The 26,496-nt window shown below is 66.9% G+C and carries 27 protein-coding genes; 19 read left to right on the plus strand and 8 right to left on the minus strand.

Going from position 1 to position 26,496, the window contains the following annotated elements; all coding sequences use genetic code 11:
- Nucleotides 1–10: 10 nt before the first annotated feature.
- Entirely contained in the window at nt 11–2,836 is a 2,826-nt protein-coding gene (locus AWC12_RS23640) for a helix-turn-helix transcriptional regulator (protein ID WP_085177452.1), read from the plus strand.
- Here the strand turns inward: AWC12_RS23640 and AWC12_RS23645 are convergent.
- Nucleotides 2,790–3,752 (minus strand): alpha/beta hydrolase, encoded by a 963-nt coding sequence (locus AWC12_RS23645; RefSeq protein WP_234814125.1) that lies wholly within the window; start codon nt 3,750–3,752, stop codon nt 2,790–2,792. The genes AWC12_RS23640 and AWC12_RS23645 overlap by 47 nt on opposite strands.
- 145 nt (nt 3,753–3,897) lie before the next feature.
- Between AWC12_RS23645 and AWC12_RS23650 the strand changes: the two genes are divergently transcribed.
- Both AWC12_RS23650 and AWC12_RS23655 read left to right on the plus strand, forming a co-directional pair.
- Nucleotides 3,898–5,403 carry a catalase gene (locus tag AWC12_RS23650; protein ID WP_272937895.1) on the plus strand — a complete coding sequence of 502 codons (1,506 nt, stop codon included), beginning with the start codon at nt 3,898–3,900 and terminating at the stop codon, nt 5,401–5,403.
- A gap of 8 nt (nt 5,404–5,411) precedes the next feature.
- A complete protein-coding gene (locus AWC12_RS23655; protein ID WP_085177256.1) occupies nt 5,412–5,993 on the plus strand; it encodes a sigma-70 family RNA polymerase sigma factor in 582 nt (193 codons plus the stop codon).
- Here AWC12_RS23655 and AWC12_RS23660 read toward each other — a convergent pair.
- The 3 genes from AWC12_RS23660 to AWC12_RS23670 all read right to left on the minus strand — a co-directional run bounded on the left by AWC12_RS23660 (nt 5,979) and on the right by AWC12_RS23670 (nt 8,887).
- A complete protein-coding gene (locus tag AWC12_RS23660) occupies nt 5,979–6,473 on the minus strand; it encodes an FBP domain-containing protein (protein WP_085177258.1) in 495 nt (164 codons plus the stop codon). The genes AWC12_RS23655 and AWC12_RS23660 overlap by 15 nt on opposite strands.
- Nucleotides 6,474–6,707: 234 nt before the next feature.
- Nucleotides 6,708–8,276, minus strand: a complete 1,569-nt coding sequence (locus AWC12_RS23665) for a UbiD family decarboxylase (protein WP_234814126.1) — start codon at nt 8,274–8,276, stop codon at nt 6,708–6,710.
- A gap of 20 nt (nt 8,277–8,296) precedes the next feature.
- On the minus strand, nt 8,297–8,887 hold the full coding sequence (locus AWC12_RS23670) for a UbiX family flavin prenyltransferase (protein WP_085177458.1): 591 nt from the start codon (nt 8,885–8,887) through the stop codon (nt 8,297–8,299).
- A 4-nt stretch (nt 8,888–8,891) separates the two neighbouring features.
- On the opposite strand from AWC12_RS23670, the gene AWC12_RS23675 reads away from it, so the two are divergent.
- Nucleotides 8,892–9,584, plus strand: a complete 693-nt coding sequence (locus AWC12_RS23675; RefSeq protein WP_234814127.1) for a cupin domain-containing protein — start codon at nt 8,892–8,894, stop codon at nt 9,582–9,584.
- Between the two features lie 61 nt (nt 9,585–9,645).
- On the opposite strand, the gene AWC12_RS23680 is transcribed toward AWC12_RS23675, so the two are convergent.
- Both AWC12_RS23680 and AWC12_RS23685 read right to left on the minus strand, forming a co-directional pair.
- The gene (locus tag AWC12_RS23680) at nt 9,646–9,951 is read right to left on the minus strand and encodes a GlsB/YeaQ/YmgE family stress response membrane protein (RefSeq protein ID WP_024445067.1); all 306 of its coding nucleotides are present in this window, start codon (nt 9,949–9,951) and stop codon (nt 9,646–9,648) included.
- Between the two features lie 67 nt (nt 9,952–10,018).
- On the minus strand, nt 10,019–10,798 hold the full coding sequence (locus AWC12_RS23685) for a potassium channel family protein (protein WP_420087735.1): 780 nt from the start codon (nt 10,796–10,798) through the stop codon (nt 10,019–10,021).
- Nucleotides 10,799–10,945: 147 nt separating this feature from the next.
- Between AWC12_RS23685 and AWC12_RS23690 the strand changes: the two genes are divergently transcribed.
- From AWC12_RS23690 to aroB, 10 genes are all read left to right on the plus strand, one after another.
- Nucleotides 10,946–11,347 carry a secondary thiamine-phosphate synthase enzyme YjbQ gene (locus AWC12_RS23690; protein WP_085177264.1) on the plus strand — a complete coding sequence of 134 codons (402 nt, stop codon included), beginning with the start codon at nt 10,946–10,948 and terminating at the stop codon, nt 11,345–11,347.
- A gap of 63 nt (nt 11,348–11,410) precedes the next feature.
- Nucleotides 11,411–14,113: an alanine--tRNA ligase gene (alaS, locus tag AWC12_RS23695; protein ID WP_085177266.1), complete on the plus strand. Its 2,703-nt coding sequence runs from the start codon at nt 11,411–11,413 to the stop codon at nt 14,111–14,113.
- A 4-nt stretch (nt 14,114–14,117) separates the two neighbouring features.
- Nucleotides 14,118–14,645, plus strand: a complete 528-nt coding sequence (ruvX, locus tag AWC12_RS23700; RefSeq protein WP_024445063.1) for a Holliday junction resolvase RuvX — start codon at nt 14,118–14,120, stop codon at nt 14,643–14,645.
- Nucleotides 14,638–15,885 carry an endolytic transglycosylase MltG gene (locus AWC12_RS23705; RefSeq protein ID WP_085177268.1) on the plus strand — a complete coding sequence of 416 codons (1,248 nt, stop codon included), beginning with the start codon at nt 14,638–14,640 and terminating at the stop codon, nt 15,883–15,885. The genes ruvX and AWC12_RS23705 overlap by 8 nt, the downstream gene beginning before the upstream one ends.
- Complete coding sequence (locus AWC12_RS23710) at nt 15,882–16,676, plus strand: shikimate dehydrogenase (protein WP_085177270.1); 795 nt, start codon at nt 15,882–15,884, stop codon at nt 16,674–16,676. The genes AWC12_RS23705 and AWC12_RS23710 overlap by 4 nt, the downstream gene beginning before the upstream one ends.
- 45 nt (nt 16,677–16,721) lie before the next feature.
- Nucleotides 16,722–17,153 carry a prepilin peptidase gene (locus AWC12_RS23715; protein WP_024445060.1) on the plus strand — a complete coding sequence of 144 codons (432 nt, stop codon included), beginning with the start codon at nt 16,722–16,724 and terminating at the stop codon, nt 17,151–17,153.
- 36 nt (nt 17,154–17,189) lie between these two features.
- Nucleotides 17,190–17,933 (plus strand): alpha/beta hydrolase, encoded by a 744-nt coding sequence (locus AWC12_RS23720; RefSeq protein WP_085177272.1) that lies wholly within the window; start codon nt 17,190–17,192, stop codon nt 17,931–17,933.
- Between the two features lie 39 nt (nt 17,934–17,972).
- Nucleotides 17,973–19,187 (plus strand): chorismate synthase, encoded by a 1,215-nt coding sequence (aroC, locus tag AWC12_RS23725; RefSeq protein ID WP_024445058.1) that lies wholly within the window; start codon nt 17,973–17,975, stop codon nt 19,185–19,187.
- Nucleotides 19,187–19,849 carry a shikimate kinase gene (locus tag AWC12_RS23730; RefSeq protein WP_085177274.1) on the plus strand — a complete coding sequence of 221 codons (663 nt, stop codon included), beginning with the start codon at nt 19,187–19,189 and terminating at the stop codon, nt 19,847–19,849. Before aroC ends, AWC12_RS23730 begins: the two co-directional genes overlap by 1 nt.
- Complete coding sequence (aroB, locus tag AWC12_RS23735; RefSeq protein ID WP_085177276.1) at nt 19,846–20,931, plus strand: 3-dehydroquinate synthase; 1,086 nt, start codon at nt 19,846–19,848, stop codon at nt 20,929–20,931. Before AWC12_RS23730 ends, aroB begins: the two co-directional genes overlap by 4 nt.
- A gap of 28 nt (nt 20,932–20,959) precedes the next feature.
- Here the strand turns inward: aroB and AWC12_RS23740 are convergent, their stop codons facing one another.
- A complete protein-coding gene (locus AWC12_RS23740; RefSeq protein ID WP_085177278.1) occupies nt 20,960–21,571 on the minus strand; it encodes a B-4DMT family transporter in 612 nt (203 codons plus the stop codon).
- A 33-nt stretch (nt 21,572–21,604) separates the two neighbouring features.
- On the opposite strand from AWC12_RS23740, the gene AWC12_RS23745 reads away from it, so the two are divergent.
- The 5 genes from AWC12_RS23745 to AWC12_RS23765 all read left to right on the plus strand — a co-directional run bounded on the left by AWC12_RS23745 (nt 21,605) and on the right by AWC12_RS23765 (nt 25,219).
- Nucleotides 21,605–22,687, plus strand: coding sequence for a M24 family metallopeptidase (locus tag AWC12_RS23745; protein WP_085177280.1), 1,083 nt, complete (start codon nt 21,605–21,607; stop codon nt 22,685–22,687).
- A gap of 22 nt (nt 22,688–22,709) precedes the next feature.
- Nucleotides 22,710–23,273 (plus strand): elongation factor P, encoded by a 564-nt coding sequence (gene efp, locus AWC12_RS23750; protein ID WP_024447640.1) that lies wholly within the window; start codon nt 22,710–22,712, stop codon nt 23,271–23,273.
- Between the two features lie 62 nt (nt 23,274–23,335).
- Nucleotides 23,336–23,827: a transcription antitermination factor NusB gene (gene nusB / locus AWC12_RS23755; protein ID WP_024447641.1), complete on the plus strand. Its 492-nt coding sequence runs from the start codon at nt 23,336–23,338 to the stop codon at nt 23,825–23,827.
- Complete coding sequence (locus tag AWC12_RS23760) at nt 23,828–24,328, plus strand: hypothetical protein (RefSeq protein WP_085177282.1); 501 nt, start codon at nt 23,828–23,830, stop codon at nt 24,326–24,328.
- Between the two features lie 60 nt (nt 24,329–24,388).
- Nucleotides 24,389–25,219 carry an HpcH/HpaI aldolase/citrate lyase family protein gene (locus tag AWC12_RS23765; RefSeq protein ID WP_085177462.1) on the plus strand — a complete coding sequence of 277 codons (831 nt, stop codon included), beginning with the start codon at nt 24,389–24,391 and terminating at the stop codon, nt 25,217–25,219.
- 12 nt (nt 25,220–25,231) lie between these two features.
- On the opposite strand, the gene AWC12_RS23770 is transcribed toward AWC12_RS23765, so the two are convergent.
- On the minus strand, nt 25,232–26,491 hold the full coding sequence (locus AWC12_RS23770; protein ID WP_207576471.1) for a DUF222 domain-containing protein: 1,260 nt from the start codon (nt 26,489–26,491) through the stop codon (nt 25,232–25,234).
- Nucleotides 26,492–26,496: the final 5 nt, after the last annotated feature.

The following is a 26,496-nucleotide window of genomic DNA, read 5'->3' on the forward strand; positions in this document are numbered from 1 at the left end:
GACGATGAACATGCACTGGGTCGCAGACGGACCGCGCCGGTTGCTGGGCCGGAAACAGGAACAGCAGGCTCTCACCGAGCTGCTCACGGCGGCCCGAGAGGGGCGCAGCGGGGTACTTGTGCTGCGCGGCGAGGCCGGAATCGGCAAGACGTCGCTGCTCCGATACACCCTGGCGCGCGCTTCGGGTTTCCGCACCGTCCGCATCGCGGGAGCCGAGTCGGAGATGGAGTTGGCCTACGCGGGCCTGCACCAGCTGTGTGCGCCGCTGATGGGCCGACTGGATCGGCTGCCGGGCCCTCAGCAACGCGCTCTGCAGGTAGCGCTCGGGCTCGCCGCCGGGGACACACCGGACCGGCTGATCGTCGGGCTCGCGGTGCTGACTTTGCTGTCGGAGGCATCCCGCGAACGTCCGACGATCTGTGTGGTCGACGACGCCCAATGGGTAGATGCGGAATCTCTCCTCGCCCTGGCCTTCGTCGCTCGCCGCCTGCTCGCCGATCCGATCGTGATGTTGTTCGCGGCATGTCAGCGCCGCGAGGACCGCATCCTTTCCGACTTGCCGGAGCTGACGGTGCGCGGCCTCGGCGACCACGATGCGCGCGATCTGCTGACCGCGACGGTGCCAGGCGGCCTGGACGAGCGGGTCCGCGACAACATCGTCGCCGAGTCGCAAGGAAACCCGCTGGCGCTGATGGAGTTGCACAGGGTGCTCAGTCCCGCCGAACTTGCGGGCGGCTTCGGCCTCGCGGAGGCCAGTCAGCTGACCAGTCGGCTTGAACGCGCGTTCGGCAGGCAGCTCGCGGACCTGCCTGCGGAGACCAAAACAGTCCTGCTGATCGCCGCGTCGGATCCGACCGGCGAACCGCGTTGGCTCGCAGCGGCGGTCGACCGGCTCGGCATCGCCGACGAGGCGGTCGAGGCGGCGCAGGCGACGGACCTCGTGTCGATCGGCGGCCGAATCAGGTTCCGGCATCCGCTTGTTCGCTCCTCGATCTACCGAGGAGCCTCGCTGTCCGAACGGCGGCGCGTGCACCGCGCGCTGGCAGAGGTCGTCGACGGGCCGACCGCCGACGAACACCGCGCCTGGCACCTCGGCCACGCGGCGACCGCGCCAGATGAACGGATCGCGGGACAGCTGGAACAATCCGCCCACCGGGCACGTGCCCGCAGCGGGGTCGCGGCCGCCGCCGCATTCCTCGAGTTCGCGGTCGAACTCACGCCCGACCCCGAGCGTCGTGCGCGGCGAACCTTGGCCGCGGCCGAGGCGAAGCTGGACGCCGGAGCGCCGGAGGCCGCGTCGAAGTTGCTGGTGCTGGCCCAGGACACCACCACCGATGAGCTTCTCAGTGCCAGGATCGGCGTGCTACGAGCCAGGTCGGCGTGTCCGTCAGGGCGCGGGGGCGACACCACGCAGCTGATGCTGGCGACCGCGAGACGGTTGGAGCGTCTGGACCCCGAGTTGTGCCGAGAGGCATATCTCGAGGCGCTGATTGCCGCAATCCTGGCCGGGCGACTGGCGCGCGGACCCGACACCGCGGCGGCCGCCGTGGCAGCGGCGGCGCGCCAGGCCCCGGCTGTCGGCGAACGACCCAGGTTGATCGACCTCCTGTTGGACGCCGTGGTGAGCAGGGTGGTCGACGGATACACCGCCGCGGCACCGCGGTTGAGGGCCGCCCTCGACGAGTTCCTGCGCGCGGATGCGGCGGACCGGGTCGACGTTCGGTGGTATGACGTCGCGACGCGGATCGCTCTCGACCTGTTCGACCACGAGGCCTTCGACCTCATCGCGGCACGTCAGCTAGAGTTGTTGCGCGGCGCAGGGCTGTTGGCGCAGTTGCCCACCGGGCTCGGTGCGCTCGCCGCGGCGGACGTGTTCGATGGGCGACCGGCGGCGGCCGCCGCTCACCTCTCCGAGGCCGAGGCCATCACCGCGGCGATCGCGGGACCGAACTGGCGTCGCAGTGACCCGCTGGTGGCCGCCTACCAGGGCCAGGAGAAACGCTGCCGCGACATCGTGGCGGCCACTGTGAACGGCGAAGCAGTCGAGCACGGCCAGGGCTTCTCCATCGCGGCGGGGTTGTTCGCACTCGCCGTGCTGTCCAACAGCCTTGCTCAGTACACCGAGGCACTGACCGCGTGCGAATCCGCGCTGCAGTACGACGATCCGGGCATCTGCGGGTATGTGTTGGTCGAGATGGTGGAGGCGGCGACGCGATCTGGTGATGTTCCGACCGCCACCGAGGCAGTGGATCGTCTGGTCGAACGCACCGATGCGGCGGCCACGAGCACCGCACTCGGCCTCGCGGCGCGGTCCCGGGCGCTGCTCACCGAGGGGGAAGCCGCCGAAGCCGAGTACCTTTTGGCCATAGAGCATTTGGAGAAGAGCCCGGCAGTGGTGTTCCTGGCGCGTGCGCATCTGGTGTACGGAGAGTGGCTGCGCCGGCAGGGGCGCAGGGTCGATGCCCGCGCCGCGCTGCGAACGGCTCTCGAGATGTTCACCGCAATGGGTGCAGATGGCTTCGCCGAGCGCGCGGCCCGGGAGGTGGAAGCGACCGGTGAAAGGGTGAGCAAGCGATCCGGCGACATCGACAACGGGCTGACGGCGCAGGAACATTTCATCAGCCGGCTGGCTCGTGACGGGCAGAGCAACTCGGAGATTGCCGCGCAGCTGTTCATCAGCCCGCGCACCGTCGAATGGCACATGAGCAAGATCTTCACCAAACTCGGTGTCACGTCGCGCAGAGAACTTCGCAAGATGGAGCTCCCCGCCCCTGTGTCGGCAGATCAAGTCACAGATGCCACAATGCCGTCCGCAGCACCGCGGCGGCCTGGGTGACGGCGGCGCGGGTCGTCGCAGTGGCCCGCAGTGCGTCGAGCACCATGAAGTCGTGGATGACGCCGCCGTAGCGGGTTCCCGCAACCGGTACACCCGCGGCACGTAGGTTGGCCGCGTACGCCTCGCCCTCGTCGCGAAGCGGGTCTGCCTCAGCGACGACCACGAAAGCCGGTGGGAGTCCTCGCAATTGGCTGGTTTCGGCCCGGTTCGGCGATGCGGTGGGATGGGCGCGCACCGACGAATCCGGGGCGTAGGAGTCCCAGAACCACTGCATGGTCTCGATGCCTAGGTAGTACCCGGAACCGAATTCGCGGTATGAACCGGTGTCCATCGCAGCGTCGGTCACGGGGTAGTACAGCGACTGGTGCACAAAACGGACATCGCCACGCAGCCGCGCCAGGTGGGTCAGCGCGGCTGCCAGGTTGCCGCCGGCCGAATCACCGGCCACGGCCATCCGCGTCGCGTCGACGTCCACGTCGTGACCCATCCCGGTAAGCCATTGCGCCGCGGCGTATCCCTGTTCCAGCGCAACCGGATACCCGGCTTCGGGCGCCCTGGAGTAGTCGACGAACGCCACGACGACGTGGGCGCCCACGGCGAGTTCGCGCACCAGGCGGTCATGGGTCGACGCGTCGCCCAGCATCCAGCCGCCGCCGTGCAGGTACACCACCGCGGGTAACGCTCCCGTGGTGTTGCGCGGCCGGACGAGGCGAATTCGGACGTCACCGACTGCTGCGGGCACCGTCAGCCACCGCTCGTCCACCGGCATCAATTCGGTCGATCCGCTCTGCAGGTGGGCGAACCTGTTGCGGGCAACGGCAGGGGCCAGGCGGTGGGTGGGCGGCGCCGCGGCGGCGGCCTGGGCGACGGCTCGACACATAGGGTCCAGGACGACCTTGGAAGGCTCGGGTTTCACGGTTCGACTGTCGCAGCGTGCAGTACCAGAAGCACCCGTGTCGCACCCTGGTGTCACGGGCCCGGGGTTTTCACAGGCGCCCAGCAGCGGCCGCAACTGGTTTCGTCGAAGCGAGCACGCACGACGACATCAGGAGGAAGAAACGGTGAATAGCAACGCAAATGGCGACCGCGCCGGTGAGCAGAGCAAGCTGACCACTATTGCGGGCGCGCCCGTGGTCGACAACAACAACGTCATGACGGCAGGTCCCCGGGGGCCGATGCTGCTGCAGGATGTGTGGTACCTGGAGAAGCTGGCGCACTTCGATCGCGAGGTGATTCCGGAGCGACGCATGCACGCGAAGGGTTCCGGCGCCTACGGCACTTTCACAGTGACCAACGACATCACCGAATACACCAGGGCGAAGCTGTTCTCCGAAATCGGCAAGAAGACCGACCTCTTCGTCCGCTTCTCGACGGTCGCGGGTGAACGTGGTGCCGCCGAAGCCACACGCGATATCCGGGGCTTCGCGGTCAAGTTCTACACGGAGGAGGGCAACTGGGACCTCGTCGGGAACAACACCCCGGTGTTCTTCATCCGCGATCCGTTGAAGTTCACCGATCTCAACCACGTCGTCAAGCGCGATCCGCGTACTCATCTGCACAGTCCACGAAACAACTGGGATTGGTGGAGCCTGTTGCCCGAATCCCTGCACCAGGTCACGATCACGATGAGTGACCGAGGAATCCCGAAGTCCTACCGCCACATGCACGGGTTCGGCTCGCACACCTACAGTTTCATCAACGCCGAGGGGGCGTTGCACTGGGTCAAGTTCCATCACGTGTGCCAGCAGGGAATCGAAAACCTCACCGATGCCGAGGCTCAAGAGGTGATTGGAATCGACCGGGAGAGTCATCACCGTGACCTATTCGAGGCTATCGAACGCGGCGAGTACCCACGGTGGAAGCTGTATGTCCAGGTCATGCCGGCGGCCGACGCCGCGACGGTGCCTTACCACCCCTTCGACCTGACCAAGGTGTGGCCACACGGTGACTACCCCTTGATCGAGGTGGGGGAGTGGGAGCTCAATCGCAACCCCGACAACTACTTCGCAGAGGTCGAACAAGCCGCCTTCTCTCCGGCGAGAATCGTTCCGGGGATCGACTTCTCACCCGACAAGATGTTGCAGGGCAGGCTGTTCTCCTACAACGACGCGCAGAACTACCGGCTCGGGATCAACCACCACCAGATCCCGGTCAACGCCGCACGCTGCCCGGTGCACGCCTATCACCGGGACGGCGCCATGCGCGTCGACGGCAACTACGGGTCAACGCTGCCCTACGAGCCGAACAGCTACGGCGAGTGGCAGGAACAACCGTCTTTCGCCGCGCCGGGTCAGGCCCTCGGTGACGTCGTCGCCCGGAACTGGAACTTCCGCGACGACGATGCCGACTACTACACCCAACCGGGCAACCTGTTCCGCTTGATGACCCCCGAAGAGCGGGAGCGGCTGTGCGCCAACACTGCACGATCGATGAACGGTGTACCGACGGAGATTGCGCAGCGCTGGGTCGCGCACTGCGACAAGGCCGATCCCGCCTACGGCGCCGGGGTGGCACGGGCGATAGAGGAACTTGCGCGCGACGCTCTCGATCCCGCGGGCATGTCGTGAGTCTTGATATGCCGGATCACGTGTGTCCGGCAGCTCAGGCCGAACTCGACGTACGATTCGAGCGCGAAGCAGTTCCGCTGCTGGATTCCCTGTACGGCGGGGCGATGCGTTTGACGGGAAGTCACCAGGACGCCGAGGATCTGCTGCAGGACACCATGTTGCACGCATATGCGGGCTTTTATCAGTACCGCGAAGGCACCAGCATCAAGGCTTGGCTTTACCGGATCATGCACAACAGGTGGATCGACCGGCACCGGAGGAGGCAGCGTCGGCCACACGAGGTGTCAATGGAGCGCACCGTCACTCCGGAGCTGTGCTCGGCTGAGATCTCCGTCCTGGAGGCGCTTCCCGATCAGGAAATCAAGGAGGCGCTGATGGCGCTGCCCGAAGCACAGCGAATGGCCATCTATCTCGCCGACGTCGAGGGTTTCGCCTATAAGGAGATCGCGACGATGATGGGGACCTCGGTCGGAACCGTGATGTCGCGGCTGCACCGCGGCCGGGTGCGTCTGCGCTCGGCGCTGTGGTCGGTCGCATGTCGGCGACACCTGGTGTGTGCATCTTCTTCTGCGCCTTCAGTTCTCGGTTGACAGCACGCTGTCGACGAATCGCTGCACCTTGCGTTGCAGGTCCTCGATCCGCTCTTCGCGGATGCGGTCGAGGTCGGTGCCCTTGTGATAAGCGGGCGGGCGTCGCCGGACATTGCTGGAGCAACCGAAGGCCGCGCAGATCAGGGTCCCAATGGTGTCTCCCTTGCGGCCTGCGGCACCGCCGCGGCGAACGGTGTAGAGCACCGCCTCGTCGGTGAGGTTCACGTCGTTGCACCACGTGCACATCGTTCGTCCCCGCGGCTTGACGGCGGCCTGAGTGAGCAACAGAGCGACGGGCCCATCCGGCCGGTCCACCAGCAGGTAGGCCCGGCGCGGAATCTTCGGATCGGCCCAGCCGTAGTAATCCAACGTGTCGAACTCGACGGAGTCGAAGTCCGCGGCGAAGGTGACTCGTTTGACCTCGCTGCGGGTGGCGCCGCGGAAGGCGCCGAGAATCTGGTCGCGGGTGTAGGCGTCCATGGGTGAATCCATCCTGAAGGGCAACGCGAAAGGTCCGCGTTGGCGAGTGAGGGCATGACGGCGCCGCCGGCCCAGGCGGGTCGGCGGCGGGGCGCGGTCATCTGATGTCGGCGCGAGCGCCGACGACCTCCTCGACTCGGATGTTCACATCGGCCACGATAGCGAGCCGAGCCCGCCGCGGCCAGACGTTTTCTCCTTCCGGCCCAATAGCGCTGACCAGCAAAGGGATTCGGATCACACGTCCGGTAATCGCCTACTCAGCCGCTCCAGCGTCAACAGCTCGCGCCGGTCGTCGCCGAGGTAGGGGATGCCGATTCCGTACTCCTCCCAGCGGGCGGCGATCCGGGACTCCAGTTCTGGGGCCACCCTGTCGATGGGTGGGTAGTGACGACCGCCCCACTCCGAGCGCGGTCCGAACTCCCAGCTGCGGGTGGCGTCAGTCAGGACTCGGGTCCATTCGCCGCTGCCGTACCTGGCGGTGTCATTGCGCTCGGGCGCGGTCGACGGGTCCAGCGGCGAGCCCATGGTCGGCCCGAAAAAGGTGATGTCGCCCAGACCGGCGTTGACCCGGTACGAGATCGCCCAGTCGAGTGCGGCGGGGTCGTGGATGTCGATGTCTTCCTCGACCACCAGCACGTTCTTGTGGAACCACACCGATCCTCCGGTGCCCCACAGAGCCGCGGCGACCTGCTGGGCATGACCTCGATAGGTTTTGTGGATCTGCACCACGGTGTTCTGCCCATTGGTGACCTCGGTCATCCAGAGATCGGTGATGCTCGCCACCCCGAGATCCTCAAGGATGTTCCAGGTGATCGCCGACCGCGCGAAGTTGGTGATGCTGTCCTCATTGAAAAATCCCGGCCGGATGCCCTCGAGGGTGCCGCGCAGGATCGGATCGTTGCGGTGGGTGATGCGGGTGACGCGAAGGACCGGCGCCGGCGCGGCACCGCCGAGATAGCCGGGGTACTCCGCGAAGGGGCCCTCCTCCATGAACGTGTCGGGGTCGGGATCCAGGTAGCCCTCGACGACGATCTCGGCGCTGGCCGGCACATGCAGCGGAACGGTTTCACATGCCACAAGATCCACTGGTCGGCCCAGTAGAGCGCCCATCATGTCCCATTCACAGACGTCTTTGGGGAACGGAGCACCGGCGCAGAACGGCAACACGTCGTGCCAGCCGTAGACAACGGCGACGGGCATCGGCTCCGGCTTGTACTTCTCGAAGTGGCCACCCCAACCCTGGCTGGGAACCGTAAGTTTGGCGATCTTGTTGCTGTCGACGATCTGGCCGCGGTAGAGACCGATGTTGTCGCGTCCGGTCACCTTGTCCTCGGTGACCACACCGCAGAACGTATCGATGTAGCGGCCGCCGTCGTCGGCGTGCCATTTCGGCGCGGGAAACTCGAAGAGGTCGATGTCTCTACCCTCGACGATGTTCTCCTTGACCGGGCCGGTGCCGACGATCCGCGGCGGGACGGGGTTCCGGAAAGCTGTTCTGAGATGGCGCACGATGGCCGAGTCGTCAGTGCCCTCGGGTAAACCCAGCATGAGTTGGATCTGGCGCCGATTGCCGATCGCGGACGTCAAGAACTTCGTGCACCGGGTGTTCTCGTGGCCGGTGATGTTCTCGAACAGCAGCGCGGGACCGCCGAGGGCGAGATTGACCCGCGTGATCGCGCCGATCTCTTCGTTCCAGTCGACGGGTGCGGTGATGCGGCGTAACTGGCCTTCGGCATCCAGGGTGTTCATCCAGCTGCGCAGGTCATGGCCGGCGACTTCCGGCCTTGGAGTTCTTGTGGTCACGTCTTTCTCCTGAGGTGGCGTCATGAACAGATGGGTTGCGCGTTTGCAGGCAGTTGATCGTCCTTCCAGCGGTCGATCAGCGAATGCTCGATCCCGAATTGGTCGACGATGCGGCCAACGATGTGGTCGGTCACCGAGGCCACCGTCGTGGGCCGTGCGTAGTAGGCGACTGTGGGCGGGAAGATCACCGCGCCGGCGCGCGCGAGATAATGCATGTTCTCCAAGTGGATCTCGCTCAGCGGTGCCTCCCTCGGAACCAGAACGAGACGGCGTCGCTCCTTGATCGTCACGTCGGCGGCCCGGGTGATCAGGTTGTCGCTGTAGCCAATCCGAATGGCGCTCAACGTCTTCATGCTGCACGGGCACACCACCATTCCATCGGTGCGGAACGATCCGCTGGAGATCCCGGCGGCAAGATCGCGTGCGCTGTAGGTGTGGGTTGCCAGCTCACGAACTTCCTCGACGGTGTGCGGTGTCTCGATTCTGATGGTCGCTCGGGCCCAGTCGCTGAGCACCAGGTGTGTCTCGACCCCAAGGTGCGCAAGGGTTTCCAGCAGACGGATCCCCAGCGCCGCACCGGTCGCTCCGGTAATGGCCACTACTAGTCGCATCGTCTTGCTCCTCTCAATCACCCTCCACAACGTCCCGGAAGCGGTGTTCGATGGCGTCGCTACCCGGGTGCTGATCACCGGGGTGTTCCACGGGCGCTACGAAGGGGCCGTGGATGTTTCCGTCGATATCGACAGAACGAAGCCGTCACGAGGAGGGCCCACCATGACCGTCGACGATCAAACCGGACACAGCGTCCTGAGACGCCTGGCCGAGGGCAGCGGGCGACCCGCGCTTGAGGTGATGGGGCCCAGTGTCGAATTCCTCACCATCACCGACGAACCCGGTAACCGCATTTGCGTGATGCGGGCGGTGATCCCGCCTGGGGTGACCGTCCCGTTGCACCGCCACGACGACTTCGAAGATTTTTTCATCCTGGCGGGCGAGCACCAGGTGCTGGTGGAGAGCGATGGACGCCGAGAATGGGTCGATGTCCGTGCCGGTGACTACGTTCAGGTGCCCGGCGACGTACTACATGCGCACCGCAACCTGTCGGCCGAACCGGCGGTGGATTTGATCATCACCACCGCGCGTATCGGTCGATTCTTCGAGGAAGTCGGCCGGCCCGTGGGCGCGCCGCCGCGAACTCGAGCCGACATCGACGCGTTTGTCGCCACCTGCGTTCGCTACGGCTATCAGCTGGCGACCCCCGAGGAGAACGCTGCGGTCGGCATTTCGCTGCCGGCGTTCAATGCGTGAAAAGAGGTGATCCCGACTGGTCGGGGGCCCAGCCGGGATCACCATGGGTGGTGTCAGAGCGTCAGCGCATGATGCTGCCTCGACGGCCCGTCAGACCGGTCCGACGACGACCCATCAGGGCTGCAACCAACGCGACGCCCGCGGCGGCGACGACGACCTGCACGAGCAGCTCCATCCAGTCGATTCCCCCGGTCGCGGTGGGGATGCCGATGGCGCGGGCCAGTGCGGTACCGATGAGGGCGGACACGATGCCGACCAAGATGGTGAGGAGCATGCCGATCGGCTGCTTGCCGGGCAGAACGAGACGGCCGAGTGCGCCGACGACGATGCCGATGAGAATTGCGGTGATGATGCCGGTAATGGTCATTATTGCCTCCGTGGGATGTGCGGCTGCGGCAGAAATACCCTTGCGCCGAAGCGAATAAACGCTGCCGTCAATCGGGTGGCGAATACCCGCCGGCGTGAAGTCGGCGGTGATGATCGGGAGCTTCGTCGATGCCGTTCCCGCGCTGGATTTCATACAGGCGGCGCACTTCGGCTCTGAGCGCTTCGATTTGCGCCGCGGTGGCCGCCTGATTGGCGGTGTCCTCCTCCGCAACGCGTTGCACGATCCATGATGCGAGCGTCGCGGTGACGATGCCCAGCAAGCTGATCCCACCGATCATCAACAGCGCGGCCACCACTCGCCCGGTGGGGGTCCCCGGAGCGAGATCGCCGTAACCGACCGTCGTCACCGTGGTGATCGCCCACCACAGTGCCTTCCCGAACGAGGTGATGTCGGATCCGGGCTGTTCTCGTTCGGCGTCCAGAACGGCCAGCGACGCAACATAGATCAGCAGAATCGAACCGCCCACCGTGTACATCGCGACTCGGCCACGGATGGCATCACCCGCAGCGCGATGAACCGCGGTGATCAACACGACAAGCCGAAGAAGTCGAAGCGGGCGCAGGAAGGGAAGAGCCACGATCGCCAGGTCGGCAAGGTGGCGAATGAACCAGCGGGCGCGATGTTCCGCCAGCGTCAGCCGCACCAGATAGTCGCCGAGGAACGCCAGATAGAGCGCTGTGTTCACCCATTCGAGGACGCTGTCGACGCCCGGGCTCGGGCGAGCGAGGATCTGCACCGAATACGTGGCAAGAAAGATCGCGGCGATGCCCGCCAGCGGCCACTCCGAGCGCTTCTCCCATTGCTGGAGCGCGGACGGCTGCGTGATGGTTGACATTTGTCTTCCTGTCCGAGCGTGTCTTCCTGTACGAACGGTCACGACCACGACAAATCGGTCGATCCGGAGAGTCGCCTGCCATTTAGACGGAGTTCGGTGTCCCTAAACACGGCGACTGCGCTCCGTAGGCTCGGGCAGATGAACACCGAAGTGCTCGACGTCGACACCTCGCGGCGCCGGGTCGTCGATCTGACCTCAGCGGTACGCGATTTCTGCGGCGGCCAAGCCGACGGACTGTGCAACGTGTTCGTGCCGCACGCCACCGCGGGCATCGCCGTCATCGAGACCGGCGCGGGATCCGACGACGACCTGATCGAGGCCCTGGAACGGCTGCTGCCCCGCGACAACCGCTACCGCCACAGCCATGGTTCACCAGGCCACGGGGCCGACCACGTCCTGCCGGGGTTGGTCTCACCCTCGGTGACGGTTCCGGTGGTCGACGGCGAGCCGTTGCTGGGGACCTGGCAGAGCATCGTGCTGGTCGACCTGAACAGGGATAACCCGCGGCGCACCGTCCGGTTGAGCTTCGTGTCGGGCTGAGAGCCCTGACCGGTACTGTGGTGCGGTCGAGTATTCGCAGGTTAAACCGAAGGACAACAGCACGTGCAGACACACGAGATCAGGAAGCGGTTCCTTGATCATTTCGTGAAGGCAGGACATACCGAGGTGCCGAGCGCCTCGGTGATCCTCGACGATCCGAACCTTCTGTTCGTCAACGCCGGCATGGTGCAGTTCGTCCCTTACTTCCTGGGGCAGCGCACGCCGCCCTACAACACCGCGACGAGCGTGCAGAAGTGCATCCGGACGCCTGACATCGACGAGGTGGGCATCACCACCCGCCACAACACCTTCTTCCAGATGGCCGGCAACTTCAGTTTCGGCGACTACTTCAAGAAGGGCGCGATCGAACTCGCCTGGTCGCTGCTGACCAACCCCGTCTCCGAGGGTGGTTACGGGTTCGACCCCGAAAAGCTTTGGGCCACGGTCTATCTCGATGATGACGAGGCGATCGGGCTGTGGCAGGAAGTGGCGGGGCTTCCGCTGGAACGCATCCAGCGCCGCGGTATGGCCGACAACTACTGGTCGATGGGGATCCCGGGGCCGTGCGGGCCGTGCTCGGAGATCTACTACGACCGCGGCCCCGACTACGGCGTGGACGGCGGCCCGGAGGCCAACGAGGACCGCTACATCGAGATCTGGAATCTCGTGTTCATGCAGAATGAGCGCGGCGAGGGCACCTCGAAAGAGGACTTCGAGATCCTCGGCCCGCTGCCGCGCAAGAACATCGACACCGGCATGGGTGTGGAACGCATCGCCTGCCTGCTGCAGGGCGTCGACAATGTCTACGAGACGGACCTGGTGCGTCCCGTCATCGACCTCGTCGCCGGCATCGCTCCCCGCGGCTATGGCGAGGGCAACCACGAAGACGACGTCCGCTATCGCATCATCGGCGACCACAGCCGCACCGCGGCGATCATCATCGGCGACGGTGTCACCCCGGGCAACGAGGGTCGCGGCTACGTGCTGCGCCGTCTCCTGCGTCGCATCATCCGCGCGGCCAAGCTGCTCGGTGTGGAACGCCCGATCATGGGCGAGCTGATGGCTACGGTGCGCGACGAGATGGGGCCCTCCTATCCCGAGCTCGTCACCGACTTCGACCGCATCAACCGCATCGCGGTCGCCGAGGAGACGGCGTTCAACCGCACACTGGCGGCGGGTTCGCGGCTGTTCGAGGACGCCGCCGAGGCGACCCGCGCAGCCGGTGCGACGGTGCTCTCGGGCAACGACGCGTTCACCCTGCACGACACCTATGGATTCCCGATCGACCTGACGCTGGAGATGGCCGCCGAGGCCGGCCTGTCCGTCGACGAAGAGGGCTTCCGCGGTCTGATGGCCGAGCAGCGCCGGCGCGCCAAGGCCGATGCCGCGGCGCGCAAACAGGCGCACACCGACCTGTCGGCATACCGCGAGCTCGTCGACGCCGGCCCCACCGAGTTCACCGGATTCGACGAACTAACCACCGAGGCAAGAATTCTCGGCATCTTCGTCGACGGCAAGCGGGTACCGGTGGTGTCTCACGAGCATGACGGAGGACGCTCCGCCCCCGATCGGGTTGAGCTGATCCTCGACCGTAGCCCGTTCTACGCGGAATCCGGCGGGCAGATCGCCGACGAGGGCACCGTGACCGGAACCGGTGCGTCGGAGACCGCGAAGGCGGCCGTCACCGACGTCCAGAAGATTGCGAAAACGCTGTGGGCGCACCGCATCAACGTGGAGTCCGGAGAGTTCGTCGAAGGCGACACCGTCGTCGCGGCGGTCGACCCGCGGTGGCGTCACGGCGCCACCCAGGGGCACTCCGGTACCCACATGGTGCACGCTGCGCTGCGACAGGTGTTGGGTCCCAACGCAGTTCAGGCCGGCTCGCTGAACCGGCCCGGCTATCTGCGGTTCGACTTCAACTGGCAGGGCGCGCTGTCCGACGAGCAGCGGACCCAGATCGAAGAAGTCACCAACGAGGCCGTCGAAGCCGACTACGAGGTCCACAACTTCACCACCGAGCTGGACAAGGCCAAGGCGATGGGCGCGATGGCGCTGTTCGGCGAGAACTATCCCGACGAGGTGCGGGTAGTCGAGATCGGCGGACCGTTCTCGATCGAGCTGTGTGGCGGAACGCACGTGCGTAGCTCGGCGCAGATCGGGCCCGTCACGATTCTCGGCGAATCGTCGGTGGGTTCAGGGGTGCGCCGCGTCGAGGCCTACGTCGGGCTGGACTCGTTCAGGCATCTCGCTAAAGAGCGGGCGTTGATGGCGGGACTGGCGTCGTCGTTGAAGGTGCCCTCCGACGAGGTGCCCGCCAGGGTGGAGAACCTCGTGGAGCGGCTGCGCGCCGCCGAGAAGGAACTCGACCGGCTGCGGCTGGCCAACGCCCGCGCGGCGGCGGCGAATGCGGCCGCCGGCGCCGAGCAGATCGGCAGGGTGCGGCTGGTGGCACAGCGGATGGCCGGCGGGATCTCGGCAGGTGATTTGCGGTCGCTGGTCGGCGACATCCGCGGCAAGCTCGGCAGCGACCCTGCCGTGGTGGCGCTCCTGGCGGAGGGCGAAGACGACGCGGTGCCCTTCGTGGTGGCCGTGAACCCTGCGGCGCAGGATCTCGGGTTGAACGCCAACGACTTGGTCAAGGTCGTGGGGGCCTCGGTGAACGGCCGAGGCGGGGGCAAGGCCGACCTGGCGCAGGGTTCGGGCAAGGGGGCGGCAGGTATCGACGCCGCATTGGCGGCGATACGCACGGAGATAGGCCGGAGCTAACTTCGTGCCAGACACCGACTGGACCAGCCGAGTGCCCGACCGGCCCGGTGATCCACACGCGGCCCCCGATCCGGGCCGCGGCCGCCGCCTCGGTGTCGACGTCGGCACCGTCCGCATCGGCGTGGCCGTCAGCGATCCCGACGCGATCCTGGCGACACCGGTCGAGACGGTGCCGCGCGACAAACGTTCGGGCAAACACCTGAAGCGGTTGGCCGCACTGGTGAACGAGTACGAGGCGGTGGAGGTCGTGGTCGGGTTGCCGCGCACACTGGCGGATCGGGCGGGGTCTTCGGCGCACGACGCCACGGAGGTCGCCGATAGGTTGGCGGCGCGCATCGCGCCGGTGCCGGTGCGGCTCAGTGACGAGCGGTTCACCACGGTAACGGCACAGCGCGCTCTGCGGGAGGCAGGAGTACGAGCCCGCGGTCAACGGTCGATGATCGACCAGGCCGCGGCGGTGGGGATCCTTCAGAACTGGCTTGACCAGCGGCGGGCAGCGCTGCCCGCACACGGAGAGGTCTTGGATGACTGACGACTGGCAGAGTGAGCGCGCCGAGCCCTTGGCGGTGGGACCGCCGCGGCGGCGGATGACACGGCGCGAGCGCGCCCGCGAGGAGCGCTACCGGCGCAGGCGTAAGACGGGACTTGTGGTCGCTCTGGCGATGCTCGTCGTCGTCGTGATCGGGGCGGTGTTCCTGGGCTCGAAGATGTGGCACTCGCTGTTCGGCGGCGCCAGCGACGACTTCGCCGGAGAGGGCGTCAACGACGTCGTCATCCAGGTGCACGACGGCGACTCGACCACGGCGATCGGGCAGACGCTGCACGACAACAACGTGGTCGCCAACGTCAAGACGTTCGTCGACGCTGCCGACGGCAATTCCGCGATCTCGGCGATCCAACCCGGTTTCTACAAGGTGCGCACCGAGATTCCCGCCGCAAACGCGGTCGAGCGGCTCGCCGATCCGGCCAGCCGCGTCGGCAAGCTCGTCATCCCCGAGGGGCGCCAGCTCGACGACGTCCGCGACGTCAAGACCAACGTCGTCACCGAAGGCATCCTCACTCTCATCTCGAATGCGTCGTGCGTCAACCTCGACGGTGACCGACGATGCGTGCCGGCTGACGAACTGAAAAACATTGCGGGCGCCGCAAAACCGTCGGATCTGGCAGTCCCGGAATGGGCCACCGATGCCGTCAACAGGATGGGATCAGACCACCGCAGGCTTGAAGGGCTGATAGCTCCCGGCACCTGGAACATCGACCCGTCGGCCGAGCCCCAGGCCATTCTGTCGACGTTGATCTCCTCCAGCGCGGCGCAGTACGAGCAGAGCGGCTTGCTCACCACGGCAACCGCGCTGAACATGTCGCCCTACGAGATCTTGACGGTGGCCTCGCTGGTGCAGCGCGAGTCGACCCCGGAGGATTTCTCGAAGGTGGCCCGCGTCATCTACAACCGGCTGGCCGAACGGCGCACGCTGGAGTTCGACTCGACGGTGAACTACGCGTTGGACCGCATCGAGATCGCCACCACCGACGGGGACCGGGCTCAGACCACACCCTGGAACACCTACGTGCGCCCAGGCCTGCCCGCGACACCGATCTGCTCACCGGGCGCACCTGCGCTGCTGGCTGCCGAACAGCCGGAACCGGGGGACTGGCTGTACTTCGTGACCATCGACATGCAGGGCACGACGCTGTTCACCCGCGAATACGAGCAGCATCTGGCGAACATCGAAGTCGCCAGGCGCAACGGTGTTCTCGACTCGGCAAGATGACACGCGCCGGGCCGCGCCGGGCGGCTGTGCTGGGCTCACCGATCGCGCATTCGCGGTCGCCGCAGCTGCACCTGGCGGCCTATCGGGCGTTGGGATTGGACGACTGGACCTATGACCGGATCGAGTGCACTGCCGACCAACTCCCCGCTGTGGTGTCCGGCTTCGGTCCGGAATGGGTCGGGGTGTCGGTGACGATGCCCGGCAAGTTCGCGGCGTTGCAGTTCGCCGACGAGGCAACGGATCGGGCGAGCCTGGTGGGATCGGCGAACACCTTGGTGCGTACGGACATTGGCTGGCGGGCGGACAACACGGACATCGACGGGGTGGCCGGAGCGCTCGAATCGGTCACCGGCCCTGCGGCGGTCATCGGGTCGGGCGGCACCGCACCCGCGGCGGTCGTCGGACTGGCCGCGCTCGGCGTCACTGATGTGCAGATCGTCGCGCGCAACTCAGACCGTGCGGCCCCGCTGGTGGCGCTTGCCGAGAAGGTCGGAGTGGCGGCGCGCTGGGTGGAGCTCGGCGAACCGGTCCGCGGTGTGGCAGCGGTGGTGAGCACGATTCCCGCCGATGTGGCTGCCGCGCACGCGAAATCGCTCGCCGAAACACCGGTGCTGCTCGACGCCATCTACGATCCCTGGCCCACCCCGCTGGCCTTGGCGGTCGAAGCCTCGGGCGGTCGGGCCATCAGCGGGTTGCAGATGTTGCTCAATCAGGCGTTCGCGCAGGTGGAGCAGTTCACCGGCATGCCGGCGCCAAAAGACGCGATGCGGGCCGCGCTGCGCGACTACTAAAAATTGCCGCCCGGCACCCGGCGGCGACACCCCTAACCTGAACAGGTGGGGGAGATCGCGGTGGCGGTGGTAGCGGCGTGGCTTATTGCTCTGAGCGCGTTCGACATTCGGCAACGTCGTCTTCCCAACGTGCTCACACTGCCCGGTGCCGCAGCCGTTCTTGCGGTCGCGGTGTTCTCCGGATACGGCCTGTCGGCCGCGCTCGGCGCCACGGCGTTGTTCGCCGTCTATGCGGCGGTGCATCTCGCGACGCCTGCAGCGATGGGTGCCGGCGACGTCAAACTAGCGGTGGGACTCGGCGCGTTGAGCGGTGCGTTCGGTCCGGAAACGTGGCTTCTTGCCGCGTTCGGTGCACCGATGTTCACTGCTCTGGCCGGACTCATCGGGCGGCGGCGGATGATGCCGCACGGCCCGTCGATGTGCGCCGCGACTGCGCTGGCGGTAATGGTGTCATGGTCTTGCTTACCTCTGAGGTAATCGCCACGGGTCTCGGCCGCCGCAATACTGCTGGTCATGGCGAATCCACCGATTCTGTTGCTCCACGGCATCTTTGGTCGACCAGCGTTGATGGAGCCGTGGACGCGATTTTTCGCCGACGCCGGCTTCCGCTGTCACACACCGGCTCTGCCCGGACGCGACCCGTCCGACGACGTCGTGCTGAGCCGCACCGGTGTGGGAGACATGGTGGACGTCGCGCTGAGGGCCTACGACGCGATCGGGGAGCCGGCGATCGTCATCGGGCACAGCATGGGCGGTCTGCTGGCGCAGAAGGTCGCGGCCGCGCGCGATCCATTGGCGGCGGTGCTGCTGGCGGCGATCCCGCCGGGTGTGCTGTGGCCGCAACTCGCGGTCTTGCCGGACTTCGCGCCTCTGCTGCCCACTGTGTTGGCCGGACGTCCGTTCCTCCCGTCGCCGGAGGTGATGCGCAGGGTTCCGCTGAGCACGCTGCCCGCCGAGGAACAGGATGAGGTCATCCCGGACCTGGTGCGCGACTCTGGCCGCGCCTTCCGGGCGCTGCTGCTGGGGTCGCCGAGCACCCGCGTTGCCGCGGCCGACGTCACCTGTCCCGTGCTGTGCGTCAGTGCAGGTGCGGACCGCAACGTCGCCCCGTGGATGTCACGGCGGCTCGCCGCGCGCTACCGCGCCGAGCACCGGGTGCACCCGGGCCTGCCGCACTGGATCATCGCCGCATCGGCCCTGCAGCAGGTGGCCCCTCCGGTACTGGACTGGCTGCGCAGGGAGCTGGCCCTGAGCTGAGTTTCGGGACTGTTCACGTGTCGTGCGAAAATGGGTCGCGTGTTGCGATGGACGACTGCAGGTGAATCCCACGGCCGCGCGCTGGTGGCCATGGTCGAAGGCATGGTCGCCGGTGTCCACGTAACGTCGGCGGACGTTTCGGCCCAGCTGGCCCGTCGTCGCCTCGGATACGGCCGCGGCGCACGGATGAAGTTCGAGCAGGACCAGGTCACTGTGCTGACGGGCCTGCGCCACGGCGTCACCCTGGGCGGGCCGATCGCCATCGAGATCGGCAACACCGAATGGCCGAAGTGGGAGACCGTGATGGCTCCCGACCCGGTCGATGCAGCGCTGCTGGCCGATAGCGCCGCCCGTAACGCGCCGCTGACCAGGCCGCGCCCCGGCCACGCCGATTACGCGGGCATGCTCAAGTACGGATTCGACGACGCTCGGCCGGTGCTCGAACGCGCCAGTGCGCGCGAGACAGCGGCCCGGGTCGCCGCGGGAACCGTTGCACGGGCATTTCTGAAGCAGGCACTCGGAGTCGAGATCGTTTCCCACGTCGTCGCCATCGGTGCGTCCAAGCCCTACGACGGTCCGCCCCCGCTGGCATCCGACCTGGCGGCCGTCGACGACAGCCCGGTTCGCGCGTTCGACAAGGGCGCCGAGGAATTGATGATCGCCGAGATCGAGGCCGCGAAACGCGACGGGGACACGCTCGGCGGCGTGGTCGAGGTCGTCGCACACGGACTGCCGATCGGGCTCGGCTCCTTCACCAGCGGTGACAACCGGCTCGACAGTCAGCTCGCCGGTGCCGTTATGGGTATTCAGGCCATCAAGGGCGTCGAAATCGGCGACGGGTTCGAGACCGCCCGTCGTCGCGGAAGCGTCGCGCACGACGAGATCTATCCCGGCGCCGACGGCGTCATGCGCTCGACGAACCGCGCCGGCGGACTCGAAGGCGGGATGACCAACGGTCAGCCCGTTCGGGTCCGGGCGGCGATGAAACCGATCTCGACCGTTCCCCGCGCGTTGGCGACCGTCGACATGGCGACCGGTGAGGAAGCCGTGGCCATCCACCAGCGCTCGGACGTGTGCGCCGTGCCCGCGGCCGGCGTCGTGGTCGAGACGATGGTGGCGCTGGTGCTGGCTCGCGCCGCACTGGACAAGTTCGGTGGCGACTCGCTGACCGAGACCCGCGCCAACATCGACGGCTACCTGCGCGCGGTTGCCGAGCGCGCGCCGTCCAGCAACGGTGCGAGGGCATCGGGCTGATGGCCCCGAAAGCGGTCTTGATCGGGCTGCCCGGGTCGGGCAAGTCCACGATCGGTCGGCGGCTGGCCAAGAGCATGGATGTGCCGTTGCTCGACACCGACATCGCCATCGAAAGAACCACCGGACGCACCATTGCCGATATCTTCGCCAACGACGGTGAACCGGAGTTCCGGCGTATCGAAGAAGAAGTGATCCGCGACGCGCTCGCCACCCATGACGGCATCCTGTCGCTGGGGGGAGGCGCGGTCACCACCGAAGGTGTCCGCGAAGCGCTCCGGGGCCACACCGTGATCTATCTGGAGATCAGCGCTGCCGAAGGGGTCCGCCGCACCGGCGGATCGACCGTTCGGCCCCTGCTTGCCGGGCCCGATCGCAGCGAAAAGTTCAAAGCCTTGATGGCAGAACGTGTTCCGCTGTACCGGAAGGTGGCGACCATCAAGGTGAACACCAACCATCGCAACCCGGGAGCAGTGGTGCGCTACATCGCCGCGCGCCTTGACAACCCCGACGCCAAGTCCGAGCGGCGCCGGCGACGGCCGGTGTGGCGTCGTGCGCCCCTGTCGCTGACAGCCTCGCCCTCCACGGAAGCTCCACCGAGCCCGGCGACGGTCGCGGCCAAAAAGGGCCGGGCCCCTTCCTGCATGCGAAAGGATACCCAGTGACGGAACCGGTGACGGTAGAGGTCCACACAGATCCGCCCTATCCGGTGATCATCGGCACAGGTCTGCTCGGCGAACTGGCCCGGGTCCTCGACGGCAGGCACAAGGTCGCGATCCTGCACCAGCCCACGCTGGCCCAGACCGCAGAGGCCATCCGGAATCACTTGTCGGAGTTGGGAATCGACGCACATCGCATCGAGATCCCGGACGCCGAAGGCGGAAAAGAGCTGCCCGTCGTCGGCTTCATCTGGGAAGTGTTGGGCCGCATCGGGATAGGGCGCAAGGACGCGATCGTCAGCCTCGGTGGGGGAGCGGCCACCGACGTCGCCGGATTCGCCGCGGCCACATGGCTGCGTGGCGTGGACATCGTGCACGTTCCGACGACACTGCTGGGCATGGTCGACGCCGCGGTCGGCGGGAAGACGGGCATCAACACCGACGCGGGCAAGAACCTCGTCGGCGCCTTCCACCAGCCGGCCGCCGTACTGGTCGACCTAGCGACGCTGGAGTCGTTGCCGCGCAACGAGATCGTCGCGGGCATGGCCGAGGTCGTGAAGGCCGGTTTCATCGCCGACCCCGTCATCCTCGACATGATCGAGGCCGACCCCGAGGCCGCGCTTGAACCGGCGGGCTCGGTACTTCCCGAGCTGATCCGGCGCGCGGTCGCGGTCAAGGCCGAGGTCGTGGCCGCCGACGAGAAGGAATCCGCACTGCGCGAGATCCTGAATTACGGGCACACCCTCGCTCATGCGATCGAGCGCCGCGAACGCTATCAGTGGCGCCACGGCGCGGCGGTGTCCGTCGGGCTGGTGTATGCAGCCGAACTCGGCAGGCTCGCAGGACGACTCGACGACGACACCGCCGCCCGCCACCGCGCGATCCTGACCTCCTTGGGCCTGCCCGTCAGCTATGACGCAGACGCGCTGCCGCAGCTGATGGAATCCATGCTCGGTGACAAGAAGACCCGCGCCGGGGTGCTGCGGTTCGTGGTGCTCGACGGGCTGGGCAAGCCGGGACGACTGGAGGGTCCGGATCCGGCATTGCTGGTCGCCGCCTACGCCGAGGTCGCGCGGGGCGCCGAATAGCAGCTCGCCGGAACGATCACGCCCGACGCTAGTTCTCGCGCCTGTCGACTGGGCGGGTCTGGTCGTCGTCGTCGGCGACCGCGACCGCGGATGTCTGCTGTTCGCTTTCGGTGCCGGTCTGCTGGGTCTCGTAGTCCTGGTAGTCGCGGTCGTCACGCACCGCGGCGAAGACGTCGGTGTCGGCCCGATCGTCGTCCTCACGGCGCCGAGGGGCGTCGGGCGCCTTGCGGTCGACGAGCCAGTGTCCCAGCGCGACACCGATGATGGCGAACACGAACACCAGCAGCGCGGTGAACGCGGCGAACGTGGTGATCTCGTTGATGAATCCCTCGACGTAGAGGTTCTTGTAGAACAAACCGATGAACGAGGCGACCGCGCCGCTCACCACGCCGGCGAACAGGCCCGCCAGCAGCCAGGTCATCGCCAGATCGTCGCGCCGGTCGGGGTCGGGGTTGCGGCGGGCGTCGGAGCGGCCATCGGCGTAGCCCCAGATCAGCACCACAAGCGCATAGAGCGCGACGAGGACGGCGCTGATGAGACCGGCCTTCGTTTCCCAGGCGTTGATCATGGCGCCCTGCAGCAATCGCACGATGACCATCAGGGCTGCAAACACCAGTCCGCGCACCAACCACTTACTCATGGGGCTTCACCTTAGCGAGTAGCGTCACCGACCGTGACGATTTCCCAGCGCCGCGACCGGCTGCGTCAACGGCTCGCGGAGGCCGAGCTTGACGCCATTTTGGTGTCCGACCTGGTCAACGTGCGTTATCTGTCCGGTTTCACCGGCTCGAACGCGGCACTGCTGGTGCTCGCCGACGACGAAACGCCGGTGCTGGCGACCGACGGGCGCTACCGAACCCAGGCCGCGAACCAAGCCCCCGACGCCGAGATTGTGATCGAGCGCGCGTGCGGGTCGCATCTGGCAGGGCGGGCCGCCGCGGCAGGCGTCCGCAAGCTCGGCTTCGAGAGCCACGTCGTCACGGTCGACGCGTTCACCGCGATGTCCAAGGCAGCGGGGGAGACGTGCGAGTTCGTCCGCGCCGCGGGAATGGTCGAGAAGCTGCGGGAAGTCAAGGACGCCGGCGAGGTCGCGCTGCTGCGGCTGGCCTGCGAGGCCGCCGACGCGGCACTGAAGGACCTCGTCGAGGGCGGCGGCTTGCGAGTCGGGCGGACCGAGAAGGCGGTCCGCAACGAGCTTGAGGCATTGATGCTCACCCATGGCGCCGACGGAGCGTCGTTCGAGACCATCGTCGCCACGGGCGCGAACTCGGCCGTCCCTCATCACCGGCCCACCGACGCTGTGCTCTCCGCGGGTGACTTCGTCAAGATCGACTTCGGTGCGCTGGTCGCCGGCTATCACTCGGACATGACACGCACCTTCGTGCTGGCCCCGATCGCTGACTGGCAGCGCGACATCTACACGCTGGTCGCCGACTCGCAGCGCGCAGGCCGTGAGGCGCTGGCGCCCGGCGTCGCTCTCAAGGACGTTGACGGGGCATCGAGGCAGGTCATCGCGGATGCGGGCTATGCGGATAACTTTGGCCACGGCCTCGGCCACGGGGTCGGGCTGCAGATCCACGAAGCGCCGGGAATCAACGCGTCCGCCGCCGGTACACTGCTTGCTGGCTCCGCGGTGACCGTGGAGCCCGGTGTCTACCTGCCCGACCGCGGCGGTGTCCGCATCGAGGACACGCTCGTGGTCGCCCAGCGCCCCGAACTACTCACCCGGTTCCCCAAGGAACTGGTGATCATCTAGAAAGCTAGGAGTACAACTCACCGTGGCATCGACCGCCGACTTCAAGAACGGGCTTGTCCTTCAGATCGACGGCCAGCTGTGGCAGATCGTCGAGTTCCAGCACGTCAAGCCTGGTAAGGGCCCGGCCTTCGTGCGGACCAAGCTGAAGAACGTGGTGTCCGGCAAGGTCGTCGACAAGACCTACAACGCGGGCGTGAAGGTCGAGACCGCCACGGTGGACCGTCGCGACGCGACCTTCCTTTACCGCGACGGCACCGATTTCGTGTTCATGGACTCCGAGGATTTCGAGCAGCACCCGTTGCCCGAGGCGCTGGTGGGTCGCCTGGCCGGCTTCCTGCTGGAGAGCATGCCCGTACAGATCGCCTTCCACGACGGCACCCCGCTCTATCTCGAACTGCCCGTGACCGTCGAGCTCGAGGTCGCGCACACCGAGCCGGGCCTGCAGGGCGACCGCTCCAGCGCGGGCACCAAGCCGGCCACGATGGAGACCGGTGCGGAGATCCAGGTGCCGCTGTTCATCAATACCGGGGACAAGCTGAAGGTGGACAGCCGGGACGGCAGCTACCTGGGAAGGGTCAATGGCTGACACCTCGGCGAGCGCAGCGACGGGAATTGGTCCCGGCGAGCGGAGCGCAGCGGAGCGACGGGATGGCTGACCGCAAGGGTGACAGGGGACGGCATCAGGCACGTAAGCGCGCCGTGGACCTTCTGTTCGAGGCCGAAGCGCGGGGTATCACCGCCGCGGAGGTGGCCGACGCGCGAAATGCGCTGGCGGACAAGCAGGCCGACGATATCGCTCCATTGAATCCCTACACGGTTACCGTGGCGCGTGGGGTGACCGACCACGCCGAGCACATCGACGATTTGATCTCGGCCCATCTGCAGGGGTGGACGCTCGACCGGCTGCCGGCAGTGGACCGCGCCATCCTGCGGGTTGCGGTGTGGGAACTGCTGCATGCCGACGACGTGCCCGAGCCGGTGGCGGTGGACGAGGCCGTCGAGCTGGCCAAGCAGTTGTCCACCGACGACTCACCCGGATTCGTCAACGGGGTGCTCGGCCAGGTGATGCTGGTGACGCCGCAGATCCGCGCCGCGGCAGCCGCGGTGCAGGCTGGCAACGACGGCGGTAGCGGAACGTAGATGGGCGCGCCGCAGGACTGGGCCCCGTATTCCAGCGTGCAGGACGCGGCGCGCGTCTATCTCCGTGATCCCGACCTCGCACTAGACCAGATCCGGTCTGTCGTGGAGCCGTCGGCGATCACCTCGTTTGTGATGTCCCGCGGCTTCACCGAGGAGTCCTGGGGTGAGGCGCTGTGGCAGGAAGTGCTCGTCACCGACGGCCATCGGCTGATCATCTGGCGCGCCGACGACGACATGTCCGACGCAAGTGACGACGGCGAACCGCACCGGATCCTGATGGCCTCGGTGCGGTCGATCCTGCTGTCGACCATCACCGATCAGGTGTTGTCGACCGAATACGACGTGCTCAGCGACGGCACTCGTCGACTGGCTGAGGTCAAGCTGCGGAAGACCGACATCTATTGCGAGTCGTTTCGTTTCGTGAAGTCCGTCGACAACGGCGGGCTGGCGCAGATGCAGAGGCTGCTGCAGTTCGGCCGGGTGCTGTCGCGTTCCCTGTAGTTGCGTGAACAAAATGTGCGCAATCTGGCGGTTATCGCGGGCGGTCGCGACGATGGAGTTGTGACGATCTCACCACCCGACGAACGCACCTGCAAGCCGCACTGGTCGCTGGCCCGGACCTGGCTGCTGCAGCCCGGCCTTCCCGGCTTCGTGGCGGCCGAGAACACCGACGTCGACGTCGTCGTTCTCGATATCGAGGACGGCCTACCCGATGCGCGCAAAGCAGACGGGCGTCGCGCCGTCGCCGAGTGGTTACACGGCGGCGGCAGCGCATGGGTGCGGATCAACAGCGCCACCTCACCGCAGTGGAACGTCGACCTGGCTGCATTGGCTTCGGCACCGGGACTGGCCGGGGTGATGCTCGCCAAAGCCGAATCCGCCGACGATGTCGCTGCGACGGCCGCGCGGTTGCCGGCGGGCACCCCGATAGTGGCGTTGATCGAGTCCGCTCTGGGCATCGAGTACGCCCTCGACATCGCACGGCGGTGCTCGCGAATTGCGTTCGGCCTCGGTGACTTTCGCCGCGACACTGGAATGTCGGCCGATCCGGCGGTGCTGGCCTATCCGCGTGCGCGACTCGTGATCGCGAGCCGGGCCGCTGGACTGCCCGCGCCCATCGACGGTCCCACTTTGCGGGACCAGTCACGTCACCTGGCTCGCGAGACCGAAGTCGCCAAGGCCGCCGGTATGACCGGCCGGTTGTGTCTGGATGCCGCCCACGCAGAGACCATCAACACTCTGCTGAGCCCGTCCGCGCTGGAGATCGCCGAAGCGCGGCAGACCCTTGCCCGGCTGGATGAACCGGGCGGTCCATACGACGGCAGTGCAGGTCCCACCAGGGCGCGCGCCGAAGCTGTGCTCGACCTCGCCGCGAAACTGGGTGTGCGCTAAGCCCATTCGCGGTCAAGCGGCTTCGAAGGTGACGAGGTCGATGGTGCGGCGGATGATTCGGGTGCCTGGTGGTGGTGGGGCGATGGAGTGGTAGACCGCGTTGGTGGGGGTGCGGAACTGGGCGGTGTGGGTGCCGTTGTCGTTTCCGGTGTGCACCTGCCATCCGGGGGCTTCTTTGGCGTAGTTGCAGGCCTCGCACATCCCCAGTCCGTTCAGTGCACTGGTTGTTCCGCCGTCACGATCCGGGGTGGCGTGGTCGGTATGGCGGATCGCGGCGTTGCAGTAGGGGGTCCGGCACGTCTGATCTCGCAGGCCGATGAATGCCGCCAGCCCTCTGGGGAAGATCCGCGCCCGAGATTCCATCGCCACCAGCTGCCCCGAGGTGGGGTGGCGGTAGAGCCGCCGCAACGTGGCTTTCGCGTCCTCGTCGGCGACGGCGTCATTGACGAGGTGGCGTGCCACCGCGGCCGGGACCGGCCCGTAGCCGGTCATGAATCCGGGGCTGTCATCGCGGCCGAACAAGGTGGTGTCGGCCAGCACCAGATTCAGCGTCACGTCGACGGGCTGGGTCACCGAGCGTCCCGTCACCCGTGCGTAAGCGGTGTCGGTCATCACCTGCCCTTGTGAGCGGCCATCACCACACAGGTCGGCGTCACGTTTAAGGGCGGCATACATGCCGATCCCGTGCGCCAGCGGCATCAGGAACGTCACGTAGACCATGCCATTGGGCGCCGGCCGGGTCGTCACGCAGCGATCGGCGACGGCTTTGTTGGTGCGTTCGACCACCGCGGCGGCGTCCAGGCGGGCGGTGATCGCCTTGGCTTCGGCGGCGACCCGTTTGTTGCCCCATCCGTGGAAGCCTTGGGCCTGCTCGTGCAGTTCTTCGTCCAACCGGCGGCGATCCTCGACTGTCAGGCACGCCGATTCCCGCACGATCAGCAACGCTCGATACTCCGAGAGGGCCCCGGCCTCCAATGCGGCCATCGTGTACGGCATCTCCTCGACCAACGCCCTAGCCATCCCGAGGTGGGTGTTCCCACAGGCGGGCGCGTCGCGGCGCGCCAACGCCACCTCGCTGGCCAAGCCCTTCCCGCGTCGGGACTTCGGCATTCCGGCTGCCTCTTCGGCGGCCGCCCGTTTGGCTGCCCATAGCGCGGTCGCGCGGGCTTGTGCGGCAGCGGCTTTGGACTTCAACGCCTCGCAACGCTCGACCACGTCGCGTAGCTGCGCCTCCGACGCACCCAGATCAACATCGAACATGTGTTCTAACACGAAAT

Origin of the sequence: Mycolicibacterium iranicum (genome assembly GCF_002101705.1) — a bacterium.
Taxonomy (GTDB): domain Bacteria; phylum Actinomycetota; class Actinomycetes; order Mycobacteriales; family Mycobacteriaceae; genus Mycobacterium; species Mycobacterium iranicum.